Genomic DNA, 19,508 nt, shown 5'->3' on the forward strand with positions numbered 1-19,508 from the left:
CCGCAGCAAGGCGGGGGTCACCATCACGGCGGCACCGTAGAGCGAGGGCACCCAGTCCCGTAACCGGCGTCGAAGGCGCCTGTCATGAGCTTGGGAACCGCATTCGCCAGCGTGTCGCCCTCGGTGAACTCGATGTCCAGACCTTCCTCCCGGAAATAGCCGCGATCGTCGGCCAGGAAGAACATGGTGGGTTTCTCCATTGATCGTTCAAACCTGCCAACAACGAAGCAAGGTTCGGTCCATTGGCGGGGCGCACCGTGGGCCCGGTTCCTGCTAACCCATGACTCCCCAATTGCCCGCCGAGGACGTCATGACCCGCTTTCGCTTCACGCGGCGCACAGCGCTGCAACTTCTGGCCGTTGGTGCCGCGACCGCGGCTGTTCCGGCGTTTGCCCAGTGGCCCGACAAGGCCGTCAAAATCATCGTGACGTTTCCGCCGGGTGGGTCGAGCGACGTGCTCGCTCGGCTGATGGCGGAGCAGTTGACGAAGAGGCTGGGGCAACCGGTGGTGGTCGACAACAAGCCAGGTGCGGGCGGCACCATCGGTGGGGCACAGGTCGCCTCGGCCGCGTCCGACGGCTACACGCTGATGCTGTCGAACACCACACCGATTGCCCTCGGCCCGTTTACTTTGGAGAGGCAGCCCTACGACCCGGTGGCGGGCTTCAGTCATATCGCGTACCTGGGCGCCGCGCCGCTCGTCATCATGGCCAGCAAGCCGTCGGGCATCAAGACATACGCCGAGTTCGAGGCAGTCGCTCGCAAGGAGGGGCACATGGATTTCGGCTCCGGGGGGCCCGGCTCGATCGGACACATCCATGGCGAGCTGCTCAAAAAGACGACGGGGATCAACATGGTGCATGTGCCGTACCGCGGCGGCGCACCCATGACCACCGATCTGATTGCCAACACCATTCCCGTGGGCATCGACGTGATCACGTCCTATGTGCCCTTCTTCAAGAGCGGACAGCTGGTGCCGCTGGCCGTGACCGGCACGCAGCGCTCGCCCCTGATGCCGGATGTCCCGACCATGCTGGAACTCAAACAGCCGAAGCTGGTGCTCGAGAATTTCTTCGGGCTGTCGGGGCCCGCGAAGGTGCCGGCGGATGTCGTGGCGCGACTCAACACGGCGTGCAACGAGGTCCTCGTCATGCCCGACATCCAGAAGAAGCTCCAAGAGCTGGGCATCGTGGCCAAACCCGAGACCGTCGCCATGTTCAACGACTTCGTCAAAGAACAGGTCAGCGTGCTGGGACCCACGGTGAAGGGGGCCGGAATCAAGCTCTAGCTCAGACCGGAAACGTCCCCGGCAACAGGATCCCCTTGTCCACGTTCCGGATGTCCGTGTGCCCGCAGAAGGCCATCGTCACGTCGAGTTCCTTGTGGATGAGCTGCAGCGCCTTGGTCACGCCGGCCTCGCCCATCGCGCCCAGGCCGTAGGCCATCGCGCGGCCGATCATGGTGCCGCGGGCGCCGAGGGCCCAGGCCTTGAGCACGTCCTGGCCGCTGCGGATGCCGCCGTCCATCCAGACCTCGATCTTCGAGCCGACCGCATCGACGATCGGCGGCAGCGCCTCGATGCTCGAGGGCGCGCCGTCGAGCTGCCGGCCGCCGTGGTTGCTCACGACGATGGCGTCGGCACCGACGTCAACGGCCAGCTGCGCGTCTTCGGCGACCATGATGCCCTTCAGGATCAGCTTGCCGCCCCATTGCTTCTTGACCCACGCGATGTCGGCCCACGACAGCGTCGGGTCGAACTGCTCGTTGGTCCAGGCCGAGAGCGAATTCATGTCGCTCACGCCCTTCACGTGGCCCACCAGGTTGCCGAAGGTGCGGCGCTTGGTGCCGAGCATGCCCAGGCACCAGCCGGGCTTGGTGGCGAGGTTGATCATGTTCCGCAGCGTCGGCCGCGGCGGTGCGGTCAGGCCGTTCTTCAGGTCCTTGTGGCGCTGGCCGATCACCTGCAGGTCGAGCGTGAGCACCAAGGCGCTGCACCTGGCGACGCGGGCGCGCTCGATCATGCGGGCCATCGATTCGCGGTCGCGCATCATGTAGAGCTGAAACCAGAAGGGCGCGCTGGTGTTCGCCGCGATGTCTTCGATCGAGCAGATGCTCATGGTCGAGAGCGTGAACGGGATGCCGAACTTCTCGGCCGCGCGCGCGGCGTGGATCTCGCCGTCGGCATGCTGCATGCCGGTCAGGCCCACCGGCGCGATCGCCACCGGCATCTTCGCCATCTGGCCGACCATCGTGGTGGCCAGCGTGCGGCCTTCCATGTTCACCGCCACGCGCTGGCGCAGCTTGATCTTCTTGAAGTCTTCGCTGTTGGCGCGGTAGGTGCTCTCGGTCCACGAGCCCGAGTCGGCGTAGTCGTAGAACATGCGCGGCACACGCTTTTCGGCGAGGACGCGCAGATCTTCGATGGTCGTGATCACGGTCATTTGACGACCATCAGGGTGAAGGGCCAGACGTAGGCTTGCATGGTGACGTAGAGACCGACCAGGCAGGCCAGCGCGATGGAGTGGAAGAAGACGTAGCGGAGGATATCGCCTTCGTGGTTGAACCAGCGGGTGGCGGTGGAGGCGACGACGATCGATTGCGCATCGATCATCTTGCCCATCACGCCGCCCGAGCTGTTGGCCGCGCCCATCAGGTTGGGTGACAGGCCGAGCTGGTCGGCCGCTACCTTCTGCATGCCGCCGAAGAGCACGTTCGATGCGGTGTCGGAGCCGGTCAGCGCGACGCCCAGCCAGCCCATCAGCGTGCCGAAGAAGGGATAGAACACCCCGGTGTTGGCGAAGGCCAGGCCGAGCGTGGTGTCGGTGCCCGAGTAGCGGGTGAGCGTGCCGAGGGCGAGCATGAGCACGATGGTCAGCAGCGAATACTTCACCAGCCAGACCGTCTTGAAGAAGGTGCGCGCGATGGCGGCCGGGTTGTACTTCATGAAAATCGCGCTCACTACCGCCGACAGCAAGATCGCGGTGCCGGTGGCCGACAGGATGTTGAGCGTGTAGATGGCGCCTTCCTTTGTGGGCTGCGGCACGACGGGCGGCATTTTCTCGATCAGGTTGTGCAGCCCGCCCATCGGAAACGCGGGCGCGAACAGGCCGTTGAGCCAGGTCTTGACCACCGGCAGGCCCCAGATGAAGACGAAGACCGACAGGATGACCCAGGGCATCCAGGCGCGCACCAGGTCGGCACGGCTGTGCTGCGTCAGAGGTTGCGGCGGCTTGGCTTCGTGGGCGCTGATGTCCTTGCCGCGCAGCGAGGCCGAGGTCCAGATCGTCTTGGGCTTCCACACGCGCAGGAAGGCGACCAGGCAGGCCATCGAGACGATGGCCGCGATGATGTCCACCAGCTCCGGTCCGATGAAGTTCGACACCAGGTACTGCGGGATCGCGAAGGACAGGCCCGTCACCAGGATGGCGGGCCAGATTTCCATCATGCCCTTGCGCCCGGCGAAGGCCCAGATCAGCCAGAAGGGCACCAGCAGCGAGAAGAAGGGCAGTTGCCGGCCGACCATGGCCGTCACCTCCATCAGGTCGTAGCCGTGCACCTTGGCCAGCGTGATCACGGGCGTGCCCAGCGCGCCGAAGGCCACCGGCGCGGTGTTCGCGATCAGCGAAAGCCCCGAGGCCGCCAGTGGCGAAAAGCCCAGGCCGATCAGGATGGCTGCCGTCACGGCCACCGGCGTGCCGAAGCCGGCTGCGCCCTCGAAGAAGGCGCCGAAGCAAAAGGCGATCAGCAACAGCTGGATGCGCCGGTCTTCGGTGATGCCCGAGAGCGAATCCTGCAGCACCTTGAAGCTGCCGTTCTGCTCGGTGAGCTGGTGCAGGAAGATGATGTTGAGCACGATCCAGCCGATCGGCAGCAGGCCGGTGAAGCCGCCGAACAGTGCCGCGCGCCCGGCCATGTCTGCCGGCATCCCGTACGCGAAGATGGCCACGAGAATCGCGGCCCCCAGCCCCATCCCGGCTGCGACGTGCGCCTTGATGTGGAAGAAGCCGAGTGCGGCGAGCATGACCACCACCGGGATCGCCGCCAGCGCGGTCGAGATGATCATGTTGCCGAAGGGGTCGTAGATTTGTTGCCAGGGCATGTCTTGCTCCGTTCGTTGGCGATCAGTCGGGCTTGATGCCGGCCTTGACGACGATCTCTTTCCAGACCTTCTGCTGCGCGGCGATGAAGGCGCCGAACTGCTCGGGCGTGTCGCCCACGCCCAGGGCGGAGTCGTGCGCGAAGCGCTCGGTCACCGGGCCGGTGCGCAGCGCCTTGAGGCTTTCCTCCTGCAGCCGCTTGACCACCGGTGCGGGCGTGCCGGCCGGCACCAGCAGGCCGTACCACTGCGAGGTCTCGAAGCCCTTGTAGCCGCTCTCGGCGATGGTCGGCACGTCGGGCAGCGCGCCGATGCGCTGGGCCGAACCCACCGCCAGCGCGCGCAGCTTGCCGCTCTTGATGAAGGCCGAGATGCTGGGCAGGCCGTTCATCGCGACCTGGGTGCGGCCGGCCAGCAGGTCGGTCATCTGCGGGCCGCTGCCGCGGTAGGGGATGTGGGTCATGAAGAAGCCGGCCGTCAGCTTGAGGTATTCCATGCTCAGGTGGCCCGAGCTGCCGTTGCCGGCCGACGAGTAGTTGAGCTTGGCCGGGTTGGCCTTGGCGTAGGCGATGAACTCCTTGAAGGTTTTCACCGGCACGTCCGGGTGCACCACCAGCACGTTCGGCACCTTGGCCAGCAGCGTGACGGGCACGAAGTCCTTGTTCACGTCGTAGGGCTGGTTCGTCAGCATGTACGGGTTGACCGCCAGCGTGCCGACATGGCCGAGGATCAGCGTGTAGCCATCGGCGCCGGCCTTGGCGACATCCTGCATCGCGATGGTGCCGGCGGCGCCGGGCTTGTTCTCGACAAAGACGCTCTGGCCCAGCTGCTTGGTGAGCTCACCCGCCACCGAGCGCGCCACCACCTCGCTGGAGCCACCGGGGGCGAAGGGCACGACCAGGCGGATCGGCTTCTGCGGCCAGGTGCCCTGAGCGTGCAGGGCGCCGGTGCCGCTGGCGGCCAGCAGCGCGATCGACTGGCAGACCCGGCGGCGCGACACCGGCGCGCCGGTGGGCAGGATGGAGGGGACGGGCATGGGCGCTCCTGTTGTGATGTTTGTCACCGCATTGTGGAAGCGTGGGGCCGGCCATGCAGTCGCCGGCGTGTCGGGGATTTCCCGCATGCGGGCAGCGATCGGCCGGGGCGGGGACAATGGCGGCCCTATGAAAAAGCAACGCATCGTGGTCGGCCTGAGCGGCGGGGTCGACTCCGCCGTCACCGCGCACCTGCTCCAGCAGCAGGGCCACGAGGTGGTCGGCATCTTCATGAAGAATTGGGAAGACGACGACGACAGCGAGTACTGCTCGTCGAACATCGACTTCGTCGACGCGGCCAGCGTGGCCGACGTGCTGGGCATCGAGATCGAGCATGTCAACTTCGCGGCCGACTACAAGGACCGCGTCTTCGCCGAGTTCTTGCGCGAATACCAGGCCGGCCGCACGCCCAACCCCGACGTGCTGTGCAACGCCGAGATCAAGTTCAAGGCCTTCCTCGACCACGCGATGCGGCTGGGCGCCGAGAAGATCGCCACGGGCCACTATGCGCGCGTGCGCTTGAACGACGACACGGGGCATCACGAATTGCTCAAGGGCCTCGACCCGGCCAAGGACCAGAGCTATTTCCTGCACCGCCTGAACCAGGCGCAGCTGTCGAAAACGCTGTTCCCGGTCGGCGAGCTGCACAAGACCGAGGTGCGGCGCATCGCCGACGCCATCGGCCTGCCCAACGCGAAGAAGAAGGACTCGACCGGCATCTGCTTCATCGGCGAGCGACCCTTCCGCGAGTTCCTTAACCGCTACATCTCCAAGGAACCCGGCCCGATCAAGGACGAGCGCGGCCGCACGCTGGGCGAGCACCAGGGCCTGAGCTTCTACACCCTCGGCCAGCGCCAGGGCCTGGGCATCGGCGGCGTGAAGGCCAGGGGTGCGCAGCGCGGTACCGGCGACCATTCGCCCTGGTTCGTGGCGCGCAAGGACATGGAGAAGAACACGCTGTGGGTGGTGCAGGGGCACGACCATCCGTGGCTGCTGTCGCAGGCGCTGACGGCCGACGACGCGAGCTGGGTGGCGGGCGCGGCCCCGGCGGCGGGCGGGTACGCGGCCAAGTCGCGTTACCGGCAGACCGACGCGGCCTGCCGCCTGGCCGAAGGCGCCGATGGTGCGTTCGCACTCGACTTCCCCCAAGCGCAATGGGCGGTGACGCCGGGCCAGTCGGCGGTGCTCTACGACGGCGAGGTGTGCCTCGGTGGCGGCGTGATTGCCGGCGCGGCCTGAGCGGGCCGGGGCCGGCTCAGCGCGCTTGCGGCGCGTATACCGACGCGTCGGTGTGGATCAGCGCCAGCGGGTAGCGTTGGCCGGCCAGGTGGTCTTCGATGCACTGCAGCAGCAGCGGACTGCGATGACGCTCGACGCTGGCGCGGATTTCGTCGGGCGTCATCCACAGCGCGCGCACGATGCCGTCGTCCAGTGCGCGGCCGGACTCGACAGCGCCCAGCGTGCCGGAGAAGGCGAAACGCAGGTAGGTGATGTCCCCTTCGCCGTCGCGCCCTTCGGTGCGCGTGGCCGGCTGGCGCTGGAAACGCGCCATGTAGATGCCCACCAGTGCGGTGGGCGTGAAGTGGTGGGCCGTTTCCTCCAGGGCTTCGCGGGCGCAGCCTTCGGCCGGCGATTCGCCCGGGTCGAGGTGGCCGGCCGGCGTGTTGAGCCGAAGGCCGTGCGAGGTGTGTTCTTCGACCAGCAGAAAGCGGCCGTCGCGTTCGATCACCGCGGCGACGGTGACGTTGGGCCTCCAGCGCAGGTCCGGCATGCCGCGGCCTCCGGTCAGCGCAGCACGTAGCCGCTGAAGCGCCAGATGCTGTCGCGGTCGAGGTGGAAGCTGACCAGCTCGCGCACCATCGCCGCCGGCTTGTTGGCGAAGCGGGTCTCGTATTCGACGCTGACGTATTGCCCCGCCAGGTCGGCGTCGGCGTCGTTCACCACCTGGCGGTTGACCGCGACCCAGGTGCGCTGCTGCGCTGCGCCCATCGGCGCTCGCGCCTTGGTCACCTGGTTGATGAACTCGGCGCGCGTGACGCGCTTGCGCGCCGCCGCTGCGGCGCCGTCCCACAGCTCACCGGCCTTGGCCTGGTCGACCATCTGGATCGCCTGCAGCCCGCCGCGCACCATGTCGCTGGGCTCGACGTCCTGCGCGGCGGCCAGGCCGAGCCAGCCGGCCAGCGTCACGGTCAAGAACAGCCTCATCATCCGGATCATTGCTTCATTCCTTGTCGTTGGTCACGGCTTCGATGTCGGCCGTGGTGGGTTGGGGGAGCACCAGGGTGACGGTGCAGCCCAGGTCGGCTGCGCTGTCGATTTCGATCGTTCCGCCATGTCGCTGCACGACGGTCCGCACCAGCAGCAAGCCCAGCCCCACGCCATGGACCTGCGGATGGCTTTCGCGGTGCAGTCGGTGAAAGGGCTGGAACAACTGTGACTGTAGCTCGGCGGGAATGCCGGGGCCGTGGTCCTGCACCGACAGCGCCCAGCTGCCGGCGCGCGCCTGCACGCTGCAGGGCAGCATCGCGCCGACGGGCGAATACTTCAGCGCATTGCTCAGTACGTTGGTCAGGGCGCGCGTCAGCAGGCTGCGGTCGGCCACGCACAGGGCTTCGTCGAGCGTGGTGATCAGCTGCACCTGCACCTGCTTCTTGCGCGCCATGACCCAGGCGTTGTCGATCGCCTGATGCAGCAGGTCCAGCAGGTCCAGCACCTCGGCGCGGAAGGGTTGTGCTTCGGCCCGCGCCAGATTGACGAAGCCGTCCGCCAGCTCGAGGCCGGTGAGCGCATGCCGCTCGATGCGGCCGAGCAGGGCCGCGCCATTCAAGCTGGCGGGCCGGGTCCGCGCGAGCTCGAGCGCGGTCAGGATCGATGCGCTCGGTTCGCGGATGTCGTGGGAGATGAAGCGCAGCGCCTCGTCGCGCTGGCTCTGTGCGTTGCGCATCGTCGTGATGTCGACCAGTGCGCTCATCCAGCCGGCATGCTGGTTGCGTGCGTCGAAGAAAGGCACGCAGCGCAGCAGCAGGATGCGGCCGGCCGCATCCTCGCCCTCGCCCAGGATCGGGCCCAACGTGGGCGCACGCAGCGCGCCGGGCAGGACCATCGGACCGCCGGTGGTGCGCCAGCGCAGGTCGGCCAGCAGGGCGTGCGCGTCCTGCCCGACCAGGGCCGGCGCCGACGTCTTCCAGTGCCGGGCCGCCGCCAGGTTGGCGATGAAGACGAGGCCGCTGCGGTCGAGCACCAGCGTGGCGTCCGCCATGTGGTCGATGCCGTCGCGCACGAAGCGGTGCAGGTCGCGCATGCGCAGGCCGGCGGCGGAGGTCGCCGCCATCTGCCGGTCCAGGAAGTCACCGGTCAGGTGCGGGGGGCGGGGCACCGGCATCCCGTCCATGGTGTCGTTGAGCTGCTCGGTGCCCCAGCGCAGGTAGCGCAGCGCCGCCGTCAGCCGCATCAGGCTCCACAGCGGATAGACCAGCGTCAGGCCCAGGAAGCCGGCCGCCGGCGCGAACTGGATGCCGACCCATGGCCGCGCGTTGTGCAGGCCCAGCCCTAGCGCCAGCATGGCGCAGATCAGGGCCGCCACGGCGACCGGCCGCAGCCACAGCAGGCCGAGCAGCCCGACGACCATGGGAATCAGGTTGTAAGCCAGGTCCTGCCACGGGGTGGCGACCACCACCCGGCGGTCGTTCGTCAGGGCCTGGAGCACGCTGGCGAAGATCTCGACGCCGGGCATCAGGCCGGTGGGCTTGGGGGCGGACGTGGCATAGGTGTCGCCCAGACCGGCTGCCGTCGAGCCAACCAGCACGTAGCGGTTGCGGAAGGTGCCCGGCGGCACGCTACCGCGCAGCACATCGATGTACGAGACGGTGGGGAAGGGCGGCGCGCCGTCGGTGAAGATGACCACTTCGTGGTGGCTGCGCACCCAGGGGCCGGGACCGGATGCGGGCAGCCGGCGCGCATCGGGCTCCTCCGGCATCGCCAGGTCCCGTCCGTAGGCATCGGCCGCCTGCTGGAGTGCCAGCGCGAAGTGCGGCCAGGCCCGGCCCGCGAAGCCCTCGCGCAGGTAGACACTGCGCACGATGCCGTCTTCGTCGATCGACAGGTGCGCATGCCCGATGGCGGAGGCGGCGTCGGCCAGCATCGGCACCGGCAGCAACTCGGACTGCGACAGCGAGCCGCGTGACTGCAGGGCCATCGGCAACACGACGCAACCGGCGTCGGCGATGCCGGCGGCCAGCACCGCGTCGTCGCGCGGATGCTCCTGGTCGGGTTCGGTCAGCAACAGATCGAGGCCGATGCACCGCGGGCCGTCGGCCGCGATGCGCCGCAGCAGTTCGGCATGAAGCGCCCGCCGCCACGGCCAACGGCCGATCGTCGCCATGCTCTTCTCGTCGATCGCCACGATCACGATGTCCTTGGATGGCGGCTGCCGCATGTCGGCACGGGCGTTGTCCTGCAGCATGCGGTCGAAGCGCGGCATCGGCTGCGTCAGCGTCAGCAGGGTGACCAGGAACACCAGCCCGCAGGCCAGCAGGAGCCAGGGCAGCCGGTTCAGCAGCATCCGGTGCATCCGGGCGCGCCTGCCCGGGCGCCCGCGCGGCTCGCGGCGCGAGGGCGACCCGTCGGGCGGGGGCACTGCGGGCATGCGAACCCTCAAGGCCGATCGACCGGTACGCCATCGCTGGAATTCAGCGTGCCGCCATCGAGGGTCCGCACCACCGGACCGACCCGCACGCGGCGTGCCGGAGAAAAGGGGCCGACCAGGCCGGAGGCATCGCGGGCCTGCAGCCGCACGTGGTAGCTGCCGCGCGGCACGCCGCGCAGGGTCCAGGAGGGCGTGTCCAGGTCCATGTCGAGCAGCGGCGCGGCGAAGTCGGGCTCGCGCGCCAGTTGCGCCCGGAAGGTCTGGCCGGCCTCCGCCTGCCAGCGCAGCGTCGGCGTCTCACTGGTCTCGTCGAGTTCCACCCCAAGCACGGCCGGCGCTGCGACCACGGTAAACGGTTGCGGCGCCGCAAACGGGCCGCGCCGCAGCGACCCGCTCGCCGCTCGCACCACCGAGGCCGCACGCCACCAATAGTCTCCCGGCGCGAGCGTTGCAACACCGAAGCGGCAGGTACCCTGGCGCACCTTGTCGAGCACCGGGTGCGTGAAGTCGGCCGTCGGCGCGACCTGCAGGTGCACACCGTCGGCGCCGGCGACGTCGGAGCAGACCAACTGGCCGATGTCGGCGGTCAGGCGTGCGCCCGGGGCGGGTGCCTGATAGAGCGGAGGCACCGGTCGCGCATGGACGCGGATGCGCAGGCGAGACTCGGCACCGGCGAGCCCGTCCGCGTCGACGGTGCGCACGCTCAGGAGGTAGTCGCCGTCGTCCAGGGCCGGGAATTGCACGCGGCGCGTGGGAAAGATGCCGTTGCGCGCCACCGCATGCATGTCTGCATCGGGCGCGATGCGCACCTCGTAGCCGGATGCCGTTGGCGCCAGCGGCGGCAGATGCAGGATGAACAGGTCCGCGTCTTCGAAGGAAGCGGGGACGGTGGAGAGGTCCGGCGCGCTCGGCAACGCCGTTCGGCGGCCCAGCTGGCCGTCGGTTGCGACCACGGCGCCTTCGCCGGCCTGAAGGTCGGTGCTGCGGGGGCTACGGAACTTCGGCTTGCGGGGCTGGAGCTTCACCACGCCTTCGGCCACCCCCGCGGAGACCCGGCCGTCGGCCGCCACCGAGACGTCGAAACGCGTGCCGCGCACGCTGGCCACGGCGCCGGGGGCATGGATCTCGAAGCGGCGGCCCTTGGGTTGTGGCGCGACATCGGATTCGACCCTCCCGCGGCGTACGTCGATGACCGATTCGTACGGGCCGGTCGCCCGCTTGCTGCGCAGCCGCTTGAGCTCCACGTCGGACTCGGCCAGCACCCGCACGACCGACCCGTCGGCCAGCCGCAGCCGGAGATAGCCGTCCTTGGGGACCTGGATGCGCGTGCCTTCCGTGACGGCATCGCCCGCGACGAGCGGGGCGGCCGGATCGTCCGTGGCCGGCGCACCCTTGCCGGCCGCGCTCGGCCCCACGCCCAGCGCACGGCCCTGAACGAATTCGACGCTGGCCGTCGCAAAACCGGCGGGTCGCAGCAGCCGGCGCGGCACGCGGACCACGGTGCCCGGCACCAACGTGTGCGGGTCATCGATCTTGTTCAACGACTGCAGCTCGCGCCATTGCGATGGCGAGCGGAGGTAGCGCTCGCCCAGCGCCTGCAGCGTGTCGCCCGCGACCACGCGGTGCCGCACATCGCCTCCGGGCGGCGCGGCTTGCACGCTGCCCAGGGCCAGCAACCCGGCCAGCAGCATCGCGGACAGGTGCCCGCGAAACACCAGCGCGGCCCTCATGGGGCGGTGCTGTTCGGCCCGCGTGTGACGGAAAGGTCCGTGCCTTCGATGGCCTCCAGCCGGTAGCCCAGGCCATAGATGGCAGAGAGCAGGAAGCCGTTGGACGGCCGGAGGTCGAGCTTGGTCCGAAGCCGGGAGATGTGAGTGTCCAGCGAGCGCGACGGGTTCTCGGCGCCCAGACCCCAGACCGCTTCGCGCAGGTGTTCGCGCGACAACAGGCGCCCGAGGTTCTGGAACAGGAACAGGGCCAGCTCGTACTCGCGGTGCTTCAGCTCGGACGTCTCGCCCTTGACCTTCAGCACCCGCGAGTGCGGATAGAAGTGGTAAGGCCCGAAGATGAGTTCGGGCTCGTGCTGTGCCGGATAGGCGCGCCGCAGCAGCGCACGCACACGGGCTTCGAGTTCGCCCACCCGGATCGGCTTGACCATGAAGTCGTCGGCGCCGGCGCGCAGGCCTTCGACCATGTCGGCCTCTTCGCGCCGGTTGGTGACGAACAGGATGGGAAGCCGACTGTTGAGGTCCTCGCGAATGGCCTGCACCACCGCGGGGCCCTGAACGTCCGGCAGCGTCCAGTCGAGGATCAGAAGGTCGTAACTCTGCTGCCGCAGTTCACGCAGGAGGGATCGGCCCTCCGAGAATCCATGACACTCGTGACCAATGCCCTCCATCGTCGTTTTGATGAGGTCGAGCTGGCCCGACTCGTCGTCAAGCGCTGCAATTCGCATTTTTCTTACTCCCTTGATTGACGGCGCGAGTCTAGGTGCCCGATACCGTCATCCACCATTGTGGCAAGTCTTGCAACTGTCAACTAGTGCATTGAACGCAATCTCAATGGTTAACAATTGTCATTAAGTGCCAAAGTTCCGGTTTACGAATTTGCGTGTCAACCGGCGGGCCGTCGCGTGCTTACAGTGATTGCCGCATGGATGCCGCAGCAAAGGAGCAGCAAGTGAAAAGCAACGGTCTGGGGTTCGCGCCGGGCGTAGACGCGGCGGAACGACGACGTCCCCGCTCGCTCGCGCCAGGACGTGCCCGCCTCGGCGTCGCCGGATATCTCTGCGCGCTGGCGGCGGCGGCGCTCTCGGCTTGCGGAACCCATGTCAGCGAGGGCCTGCGCGACGATGGGGAGGTCCGCCAGGTGGTCTTTCCGCCGATCCAGCACGCGACGTGGCCCGACGGCATCTTCCCCGACCGGACGGTGCTGCGCGAACTCGAGCCCGGGGTGCGGAAGGCGCAACTGTTGCACTGGTTCGGTCCGCCGCACTTCAGCGAAGGCATCGGGGCGGTTCGCGAGTGGGACTACATCTTCCATTTCTACAGCGGCGGCGGCATCACGACCTGCCAGTACAAGGTGCTCTTCGACAGCCGCTACGTCGCCCGCCGTTTCCATTGGCGTCCCGACGCGTGCGGGCAATGGTTGTCACCGGCACTGAGGCCGACGAAGTCGGCGAGCGTCGCGCCCTGAGCGACAGCCGCGAGAATGGGCGCGCGCCCGCCGCGCCCGGTCAGCCAAACGTCTTCGGGTAAGCTCGGCGCGCAAAACAACGCAGCCCGCTGCTGCCCGAGGAGATTCCCCATGTTGATTGGCGTTCCGGCCGAGACAGTGGCCGGCGAGACCCGAGTGAGCGTGACGCCCGAGACAGCCAAGAAGCTGGTGGCGCAGGGGCATGCGGTGGCGGTGCAGTCGGGCGCCGGGCTTGCCGCCAGCGCGGTCGACGCGGCCTACGAGGCGGCGGGCGCACAGATCACCGATGCGGCAGGCGCCTTCGGCGCCGAGATCGTGCTGAAGGTCCGAGCGCCGTCGGACACCGAGGCTGCGCTGCTGAAGCCCGGCACCGTGGTCGTTGGCATGCTCAACCCCTTCGATTCCGCCGGCCTGCAACGTCTTGCCGAGGCCGGCGCCACGGCCTTCGCCCTGGAGGCGGCCCCGCGCACCACCCGTGCCCAGAGCATGGACGTGTTGTCCTCGCAAGCCAACATCGCCGGCTACAAGGCCGTGATGATCGCGGCCAATGCCTACCAGCGCTTCTTCCCCATGCTGATGACCGCCGCCGGCACGGTGAAGGCCGCGCGCGTCGTCATCCTCGGTGTCGGCGTGGCCGGTCTGCAGGCCATCGCCACGGCCAAGCGGCTGGGCGCCGTGATCGAGGCGAGCGACGTACGCCCCAGCGTGAAGGAGCAGGTGGAGTCGCTCGGCGGCAAGTTCATCGAGGTGCCCTACGAGACGGCCGAAGAGAAGGAGGCCGCGGTCGGCGTGGGCGGCTATGCGCGGCCGATGCCGGCCAGCTGGCTCGCCCGTCAGCAGGCCGAGGTGGCCAAGCGGGTGGCGCAGGCCGACATCGTCGTCAGCACCGCGCTGATCCCCGGTCGGGCCGCGCCCACCCTCATCACCGAGGACATGGTCCGGTCCATGAAGCCCGGCTCCGTCATCGTGGACATCGCCGCGGGCAAGGGTGCGGGCGGTGTCGGCGGCAACTGCCCGTTGACCGAGACCGACCGCACGGTCGTCAAGCACGGCGTGACGCTGGTCGGCGAGACCAACCTGCCGGCGCTGGTGGCGGCCGACGCATCCTCGCTCTATGCGCGCAACGTGCTCGACTTCCTGAAGCTCATCCTGCCCAAGGACGGCGGCTTGAAGATCGACCTGGAAGACGACATCGTGGCGGCGTGCCGGGTCACGCAGGACGGCCAGGTCACCCGCACATAAGAACAAGGAGCCAAGCCATGGACACCGCCGTTTCTCACACCGTCATCAACCTGATCATCTTCGTGCTGGCCATCTATGTGGGCTACCACGTGGTGTGGACCGTCACGCCCGCACTGCACACGCCGCTGATGGCGGTGACCAACGCGATCTCGGCGATCGTGATCGTCGGCGCGATGCTGGCGGCCGCGCTCACCGAGACCACGCTGGGCAAGACCATGGGCGTGCTCGCCGTGGCGCTGGCGGCGGTCAATGTGTTCGGTGGCTTTCTTGTCACGCGGCGCATGCTGGAGATGTTCAAGAAGAAAGAGAAGAAGGCGCCCGCTTCCCACAAGGGAGACGCAGCATGAGCATGAGCATGGACGTGGTCACGCTGCTGTACCTGGTGGCGTCGGTCTTCTTCATCCAGGCGCTCAAGGGCCTGAGCCACCCGACCACCTCGATCCGCGGCAACATGTTCGGCATGGCCGGCATGGCGATCGCCGCGCTGACCACCGCCGCATTGATTGTCGAACTCGCCGGTGGCAAGGCGCTTGGTCTGGGCTGGGTGCTGCTGGGCCTGCTGGTGGGCGGCACGGCCGGCACCATCGCCGCCCGGCGCGTCGAGATGACCAAGATGCCCGAGCTGGTGGCCTTCATGCACAGCATGATCGGCCTGGCGGCGGTGTTCATCGCGGTGGCCGCGGTGGCCGAACCCTGGGCCTTCGGCATCTCGGCGCACGCCGCGCCGATCCCGGGCGGCAACCGCATCGAGCTCGCGCTCGGCGCCTTCATCGGCGCGGTGACCTTCACCGGTTCGATCATCGCGTTTGGCAAGCTCTCGGGCAAATACAAGTTCCGTCTGTTCCAGGGCGCGCCGGTTCAGTTCAAGGGCCAGCACATCCTCAACGCCGTGCTCGGCCTGGCGGCGGCCTTCTTCGTGTTCGGCTTCTGGCATTCGCAGAGCTGGATCGACATCGTGCTGGTCATTGCGCTGGGCTTCGCGCTCGGCGTGCTGTTGATCATCCCGATCGGCGGGGCCGACATGCCGGTCGTGGTGTCGATGCTCAACAGCTACTCGGGCTGGGCCGCTGCCGGCATCGGCTTCAGCCTGAACAACGCGATGCTGATCATTGCCGGCTCGCTGGTGGGCAGCTCGGGCGCGATCCTGAGCTACATCATGTGCAAGGCGATGAACCGCAGCTTCTTCAACGTGATCCTGGGCGGCTTCGGTGGCGATGCGACCGCGGCGGCCACGGGCGGTGCGGTGCAGCGCAGCGTGAAGAGCGGCAGCGCCGACGACGCGGCCTTCGTGCTGAGCAACGCCGAGACGGTCGTCATCGTGCCGGGCTACGGCCTGGCGGTGGCGCGCGCGCAGCATGCGGTCAAGGAGCTTGCGGCAAAGCTCACCGAAAAGGGGATCACGGTCAAGTACGCGATCCACCCGGTGGCCGGGCGCATGCCGGGCCACATGAACGTGCTGCTGGCCGAGGCCGAGGTGCCCTACGACCAGGTCTTCGAGATGGAGGACATCAACGGCGAGTTCGGTCAGGCCGACGTGGCCATCATCCTGGGGGCCAACGATGTCGTGAACCCGGCCGCGCACACCAAGGGCAGCCCGATCTACGGCATGCCGATCCTGGAGGCCTACAAGGCCAAGACCGTGATCGTGAACAAGCGCTCCATGGCTGCGGGCTATGCGGGTCTGGACAACGAACTGTTCTACATGGACAAAACCATGATGGTCTTCGGCGACGCCAAGAAGGTGGTCGAGGACATGGGCAAGGCGATCGAGTAGCCCGCTGCGGCTCCGAGCGGTGCCGACCTGCCGGCGTCGCATTCTTTTCTTTCTGACGTGGAGACAACGACATGACCGATCGTCCCTGGCTCGGCAGCTATCCGCCGGGTGTCCCGGCCGACATCGATCCTTCGCAGTACAACTCGCTGGTCGGGCTGATGGACGAGAGCTTTTCGAAGTATGCCGATCGAACCGCCTACAGCTTCATGGGCACGGACGTGAGCTACGCCAGCGTCGACCGTCACAGCCGCGCCTTCGCCGGCTACCTGCAGGGGCTGGGGCTGGTCAAGGGCGACCGGGTCGCTGTGATGATGCCGAACTGCCCGCAGTACCCGATCGCGGTCGCGGGCATCCTGCGGGCCGGGCTGATCCTGGTCAACGTCAACCCGCTCTACACGCCGCGGGAGCTCGAGCACCAGTTGCAGGACAGCGGCGCGAAGGCCATCGTCATCATGGAGAACTTCGCCGCGACGCTGCAGCACTGCCTGGCGTCCACACCGGTCAAGCACATCGTGCTCGGCGCGATGGGCGACCGCCTGGGCCTGCTGAAGGGCTCGCTCGTGAACTACGTGGTGCGCAAGGTCAAGAAGCTCGTGCCGCCCTATCAGCTGCCCCACGCCGTGCGTTTCAATGCGGCGCTGGGCGAGGGCGCCTCACGCGGCATGAGGCCGTCGACCATCGGCCCCGACGACGTCGCGGTGCTGCAGTACACCGGCGGCACCACCGGCGTGTCGAAGGGCGCGGTGCTGCTGCACCGGAACATCATCGCCAACGTGCTGCAATCCGAGGCCTGGAACGACCCGGTGATGCAGAAGGTGCCGGCCGACGAACAACCGACCAGCGTGTGCGCGCTGCCGCTGTATCACATCTTCGCCTTCACGGTGAACATGATGCTGGGCCTGCGCACCGGCGGGAAAGTGATCCTCATCCCGAACCCGCGCGACATGGCCGCCACGCTGAAGGAGCTGTCCAAGCACACCTTCCATTGCTTCCCGGCCGTCAACACGCTGTTCAACGGCATCGCAAACCATGCCGACTTCGGCACCGTGAACTGGAAGAACCTGAAGGTTTCCGTCGGCGGCGGCATGGCGGTGCAAGGGGCCGTGGCCAAGCTCTGGCTGGAGAAGACCGGCTGCCCGATTTGCGAGGGCTATGGCCTGTCGGAGACATCGCCCTCGGTCAGCTGCAACCCGACCACCAGCCAGGCCTACACCGGCACCATCGGCGTGCCGCTGCCGAGTACGTACATGACGCTGCTCGACGACGCCGGCCAACCGGTCGCGCCCGGGCAGTCCGGCGAGATCGCGATCAAGGGTCCGCAGGTGATGGCGGGCTACTGGCAGCGGCCGGACGAGACCGCGAAGGTCATGACGCCCGACGGCTGGTTCAAGTCGGGCGACATCGGCATCGTCGACGAGCGCGGCTTCTTCAAGATCGTCGACCGCAAGAAGGACATGATCCTGGTGTCGGGCTTCAACGTGTACCCGAACGAGATCGAGGACGTGGCCTCCATGATGCCGGGCGTGCTCGAATGCGCTGCGGTCGGCGTGGCCGACGACAAGACCGGCGAGGCCGTCAAGCTGGTCATCGTCAAGAAGGACCCCGCCCTCACCGAGGAGCAGGTGCGTGACTACTGCCGCGAGAACCTCACCGGCTACAAGCGGCCGAAGGTGATCGAGTTCCGCACCGACATGCCCAAGACGCCGGTCGGCAAGATCCTGCGACGCGAGCTGCGCGACGTGAAAAAGTGAGCGCCGCGGTGCGCGCCGCCGCGCCCATCGCCATCGTCGCGGCCATGCACGAGGAACTGGCAGCGGTGCTCGACCTCATGCCCGACGAGCGCAAGGTCGTGGTGGCGGGCCGCGCGTTCTGGCAGGGGCATCTGCACGGGCACGAAGTCGTCGCGGTGCTCGCGCGCATCGGCAAGGTCGCGGCGGCCACGACGGCGGCCGTGCTGGCCGAGCGTTTCCAGGTCGGCCGCGTCGTCTTCACGGGCGTGGCGGGTGGCCTCGGTGTCGGCGTGCAGGTCGGCGACGTGGTGGTGGCCAGCGAGTTCCTGCAACACGACATGGATGCCTCGCCGATCTTTCCGCGCCACGAGGTGCCGCTCTACGGCCGCAGCCGGTTCTCTGCAGATGCCGATCTGGCCTCGGCACTGTGCGAAGCGGCGCGCGCAGCGTTGCCGCAGGCGCGGGTGCATCGAGGTCTGGTCATCAGCGGCGACCGCTTCGTCTCCACCACGGCAGAGGCCCGTGCGCTGCAGGCCGAGTTGCCCGACGCGCTCGCGGTGGAGATGGAAGGCGCCGCATTCGCGCAGGTATGCCATGACTTCGGTGTGCCCTTTGCAGCGGTTCGCACGATCTCCGACCGCGCAGACGACGCCGCGCATGGGGACTTCCTGCAGTTCATCCGTACGGTCGCCAGCCCGTATTCGGCGGCGATCGTCGAGACGCTGCTGCGCGGTCTGCCAAAAGGCTGACCTTCAGGCTGCGGCTACTTCAGCCATCCGCGGCGGCGGAAGTACCACATCGGCCCGAGCGCACTCGCGGCCATCAACAGCAGCACATAGAAGTACGCCCCCCCGCCCAGCGCCTGCACCTCGGGAATGTTCATGTTCATCCCGTAGATGCTGGCGATCAACGTCGGCGGCAGCAGCGCGACGCTGGCCACCGAGAAGATCTTGATGGTCTTGTTCTGGTTGATGTTGATGAAACCGACGGTTGCATCCATCAGGAAGTTGATCTTGTCGAACAGAAAGGCCGTGTGGTTGTCGAGCGACTCGATGTCGCGCAGGATCTGCCGCGCCTCCTCGAACTGATCGGCGTTCAGCATGCGGCTGCGCATCATGAAGCTGACCGCGCGGCGCGTGTCCATCACGTTGCGGCGGATGCGGCCGTTCAAGTCTTCCTGGCGTGCGATGGCGCCCAGCACCTCGCCGGCCAGTTCGTCGCTGACGTTGCCTTCGAGCACCTTCTTGCCGGCGACCTCGAGCTCGTCGTAGATGTTCTCCAGCGTGTCGGCCGAGTATTCAGCGTCGGCGTCGAAGAGCTTGAGCAGCACTTCCTTTGCATCCTCGATGAGGCCTGGTGCGCGGCGCGCGCGCATGCGCAGCAGGCGGAACACCGGCACGTCTTCGTCGTGGATCGAGAACAGCACGCCGCGGCTGCGCAGCTCGGCGTTGTGCTGGTTCAGGATGAAGGCGACGCGCACCGAGCGCGGGTTCTCGTCGTCATCGATCAAAAAGTCGCTGCGGATGTGCAGTTCGCCGTTGTCTTCCTCGTAGAAGCGGGCGGACTCCTCGATGTCCTCGTCCATCGCGTCTTCGGGGATGGACAGGCCGTAATACTGCTTGATCCAACGTTTTTCCTCGACCGTCGGCGACTCGAGGTCGACCCAGATGGGCTGGAACTGGGACAGCTCTTCGAGGGCCTCGATCTCTTCCTGAACGAGGCGCCCGTTGGCGAGCGAGAAGATGTTGAGCATGGCTCACTCCCGGGGATTGGGGTCTTGCGGTTGGCGGCG

General features: G+C 67.7%; 18 protein-coding genes. 8 read left to right on the top strand and 10 right to left on the bottom strand.

Annotated elements, in window-relative coordinates; translation table 11 throughout:
- Positions 1–23: 23 nt before the first annotated feature.
- Complete coding sequence (locus tag ACSFBE_RS12160; RefSeq protein WP_435490649.1) at positions 24–185, bottom strand: ABC transporter substrate-binding protein; 162 nt, start codon at positions 183–185, stop codon at positions 24–26.
- Between the two features lie 95 nt (positions 186–280).
- Here ACSFBE_RS12160 and ACSFBE_RS12165 point away from each other — a divergent pair, with 95 nt between their 5' ends.
- Positions 281–1,288 carry a Bug family tripartite tricarboxylate transporter substrate binding protein gene (locus ACSFBE_RS12165; RefSeq protein WP_435490650.1) on the top strand — a complete coding sequence of 336 codons (1,008 nt, stop codon included), beginning with the start codon at positions 281–283 and terminating at the stop codon, positions 1,286–1,288.
- 1 nt (position 1,289) lies between these two features.
- Here the strand turns inward: ACSFBE_RS12165 and ACSFBE_RS12170 are convergent, their stop codons facing one another.
- From ACSFBE_RS12170 to ACSFBE_RS12180, 3 genes are read right to left on the bottom strand one after another with little or no spacing between them, the layout of a single operon-like run.
- Positions 1,290–2,441: an alpha-hydroxy acid oxidase gene (locus tag ACSFBE_RS12170; RefSeq protein WP_435490651.1), complete on the bottom strand. Its 1,152-nt coding sequence runs from the start codon at positions 2,439–2,441 to the stop codon at positions 1,290–1,292.
- On the bottom strand, positions 2,438–4,099 hold the full coding sequence (locus ACSFBE_RS12175) for an L-lactate permease (RefSeq protein ID WP_435490652.1): 1,662 nt from the start codon (positions 4,097–4,099) through the stop codon (positions 2,438–2,440). Before ACSFBE_RS12175 ends, ACSFBE_RS12170 begins: the two co-directional genes overlap by 4 nt.
- Before the next feature lie 22 nt (positions 4,100–4,121).
- Complete coding sequence (locus ACSFBE_RS12180) at positions 4,122–5,132, bottom strand: Bug family tripartite tricarboxylate transporter substrate binding protein (RefSeq protein ID WP_435490653.1); 1,011 nt, start codon at positions 5,130–5,132, stop codon at positions 4,122–4,124.
- Positions 5,133–5,259: 127 nt separating this feature from the next.
- Between ACSFBE_RS12180 and mnmA the strand changes: the two genes are divergently transcribed.
- A complete protein-coding gene (gene mnmA, locus ACSFBE_RS12185) occupies positions 5,260–6,369 on the top strand; it encodes a tRNA 2-thiouridine(34) synthase MnmA (RefSeq protein ID WP_435490654.1) in 1,110 nt (369 codons plus the stop codon).
- Positions 6,370–6,385: 16 nt separating this feature from the next.
- Here the strand turns inward: mnmA and ACSFBE_RS12190 are convergent, their stop codons facing one another.
- Genes ACSFBE_RS12190 through ACSFBE_RS12210 form a run of 5 tightly spaced genes read right to left on the bottom strand, consistent with a single transcriptional unit; the run spans position 6,386 to position 12,230 of the window.
- Positions 6,386–6,901 carry an NUDIX hydrolase gene (locus ACSFBE_RS12190; RefSeq protein WP_435490655.1) on the bottom strand — a complete coding sequence of 172 codons (516 nt, stop codon included), beginning with the start codon at positions 6,899–6,901 and terminating at the stop codon, positions 6,386–6,388.
- A gap of 14 nt (positions 6,902–6,915) precedes the next feature.
- Positions 6,916–7,335 carry a DUF4019 domain-containing protein gene (locus ACSFBE_RS12195; RefSeq protein ID WP_435490656.1) on the bottom strand — a complete coding sequence of 140 codons (420 nt, stop codon included), beginning with the start codon at positions 7,333–7,335 and terminating at the stop codon, positions 6,916–6,918.
- Between the two features lie 16 nt (positions 7,336–7,351).
- Positions 7,352–9,775 (bottom strand): CHASE2 domain-containing protein, encoded by a 2,424-nt coding sequence (locus tag ACSFBE_RS12200; protein ID WP_435490657.1) that lies wholly within the window; start codon positions 9,773–9,775, stop codon positions 7,352–7,354.
- Positions 9,776–9,783: 8 nt separating this feature from the next.
- Positions 9,784–11,505 carry a FecR family protein gene (locus ACSFBE_RS12205; RefSeq protein ID WP_435490658.1) on the bottom strand — a complete coding sequence of 574 codons (1,722 nt, stop codon included), beginning with the start codon at positions 11,503–11,505 and terminating at the stop codon, positions 9,784–9,786.
- Positions 11,502–12,230, bottom strand: a complete 729-nt coding sequence (locus ACSFBE_RS12210) for a response regulator transcription factor (RefSeq protein WP_435490659.1) — start codon at positions 12,228–12,230, stop codon at positions 11,502–11,504. Before ACSFBE_RS12210 ends, ACSFBE_RS12205 begins: the two co-directional genes overlap by 4 nt.
- Positions 12,231–12,427: 197 nt before the next feature.
- Between ACSFBE_RS12210 and ACSFBE_RS12215 the strand changes: the two genes are divergently transcribed.
- The 6 genes from ACSFBE_RS12215 (at position 12,428) to ACSFBE_RS12240 (ending at position 18,465) form a co-directional block, all read left to right on the top strand.
- A complete protein-coding gene (locus ACSFBE_RS12215) occupies positions 12,428–12,970 on the top strand; it encodes an outer membrane protein assembly factor BamE (RefSeq protein WP_435490660.1) in 543 nt (180 codons plus the stop codon).
- A 111-nt stretch (positions 12,971–13,081) separates the two neighbouring features.
- Positions 13,082–14,212 (top strand): Re/Si-specific NAD(P)(+) transhydrogenase subunit alpha, encoded by a 1,131-nt coding sequence (locus ACSFBE_RS12220; RefSeq protein WP_435490661.1) that lies wholly within the window; start codon positions 13,082–13,084, stop codon positions 14,210–14,212.
- Positions 14,213–14,229: 17 nt separating this feature from the next.
- Positions 14,230–14,559 carry an NAD(P) transhydrogenase subunit alpha part 2 gene (locus ACSFBE_RS12225; protein WP_435490662.1) on the top strand — a complete coding sequence of 110 codons (330 nt, stop codon included), beginning with the start codon at positions 14,230–14,232 and terminating at the stop codon, positions 14,557–14,559.
- A gap of 2 nt (positions 14,560–14,561) precedes the next feature.
- Positions 14,562–15,986, top strand: coding sequence for an NAD(P)(+) transhydrogenase (Re/Si-specific) subunit beta (locus ACSFBE_RS12230; protein WP_435490738.1), 1,425 nt, complete (start codon positions 14,562–14,564; stop codon positions 15,984–15,986).
- Between the two features lie 71 nt (positions 15,987–16,057).
- Positions 16,058–17,737, top strand: a complete 1,680-nt coding sequence (locus ACSFBE_RS12235; RefSeq protein ID WP_435490663.1) for a long-chain-fatty-acid--CoA ligase — start codon at positions 16,058–16,060, stop codon at positions 17,735–17,737.
- On the top strand, positions 17,734–18,465 hold the full coding sequence (locus ACSFBE_RS12240; RefSeq protein WP_435490664.1) for a 5'-methylthioadenosine/adenosylhomocysteine nucleosidase: 732 nt from the start codon (positions 17,734–17,736) through the stop codon (positions 18,463–18,465). Before ACSFBE_RS12235 ends, ACSFBE_RS12240 begins: the two co-directional genes overlap by 4 nt.
- 14 nt (positions 18,466–18,479) lie before the next feature.
- Here ACSFBE_RS12240 and ACSFBE_RS12245 read toward each other — a convergent pair whose 3' ends face one another.
- Positions 18,480–19,469, bottom strand: coding sequence for a magnesium and cobalt transport protein CorA (locus ACSFBE_RS12245; RefSeq protein ID WP_435490665.1), 990 nt, complete (start codon positions 19,467–19,469; stop codon positions 18,480–18,482).
- Positions 19,470–19,508 lie beyond the last annotated feature (39 nt).

This window comes from Variovorax sucrosi (assembly GCF_051216635.1).
Classification (GTDB): Bacteria; Pseudomonadota; Gammaproteobacteria; order Burkholderiales; family Burkholderiaceae_C; genus Variovorax.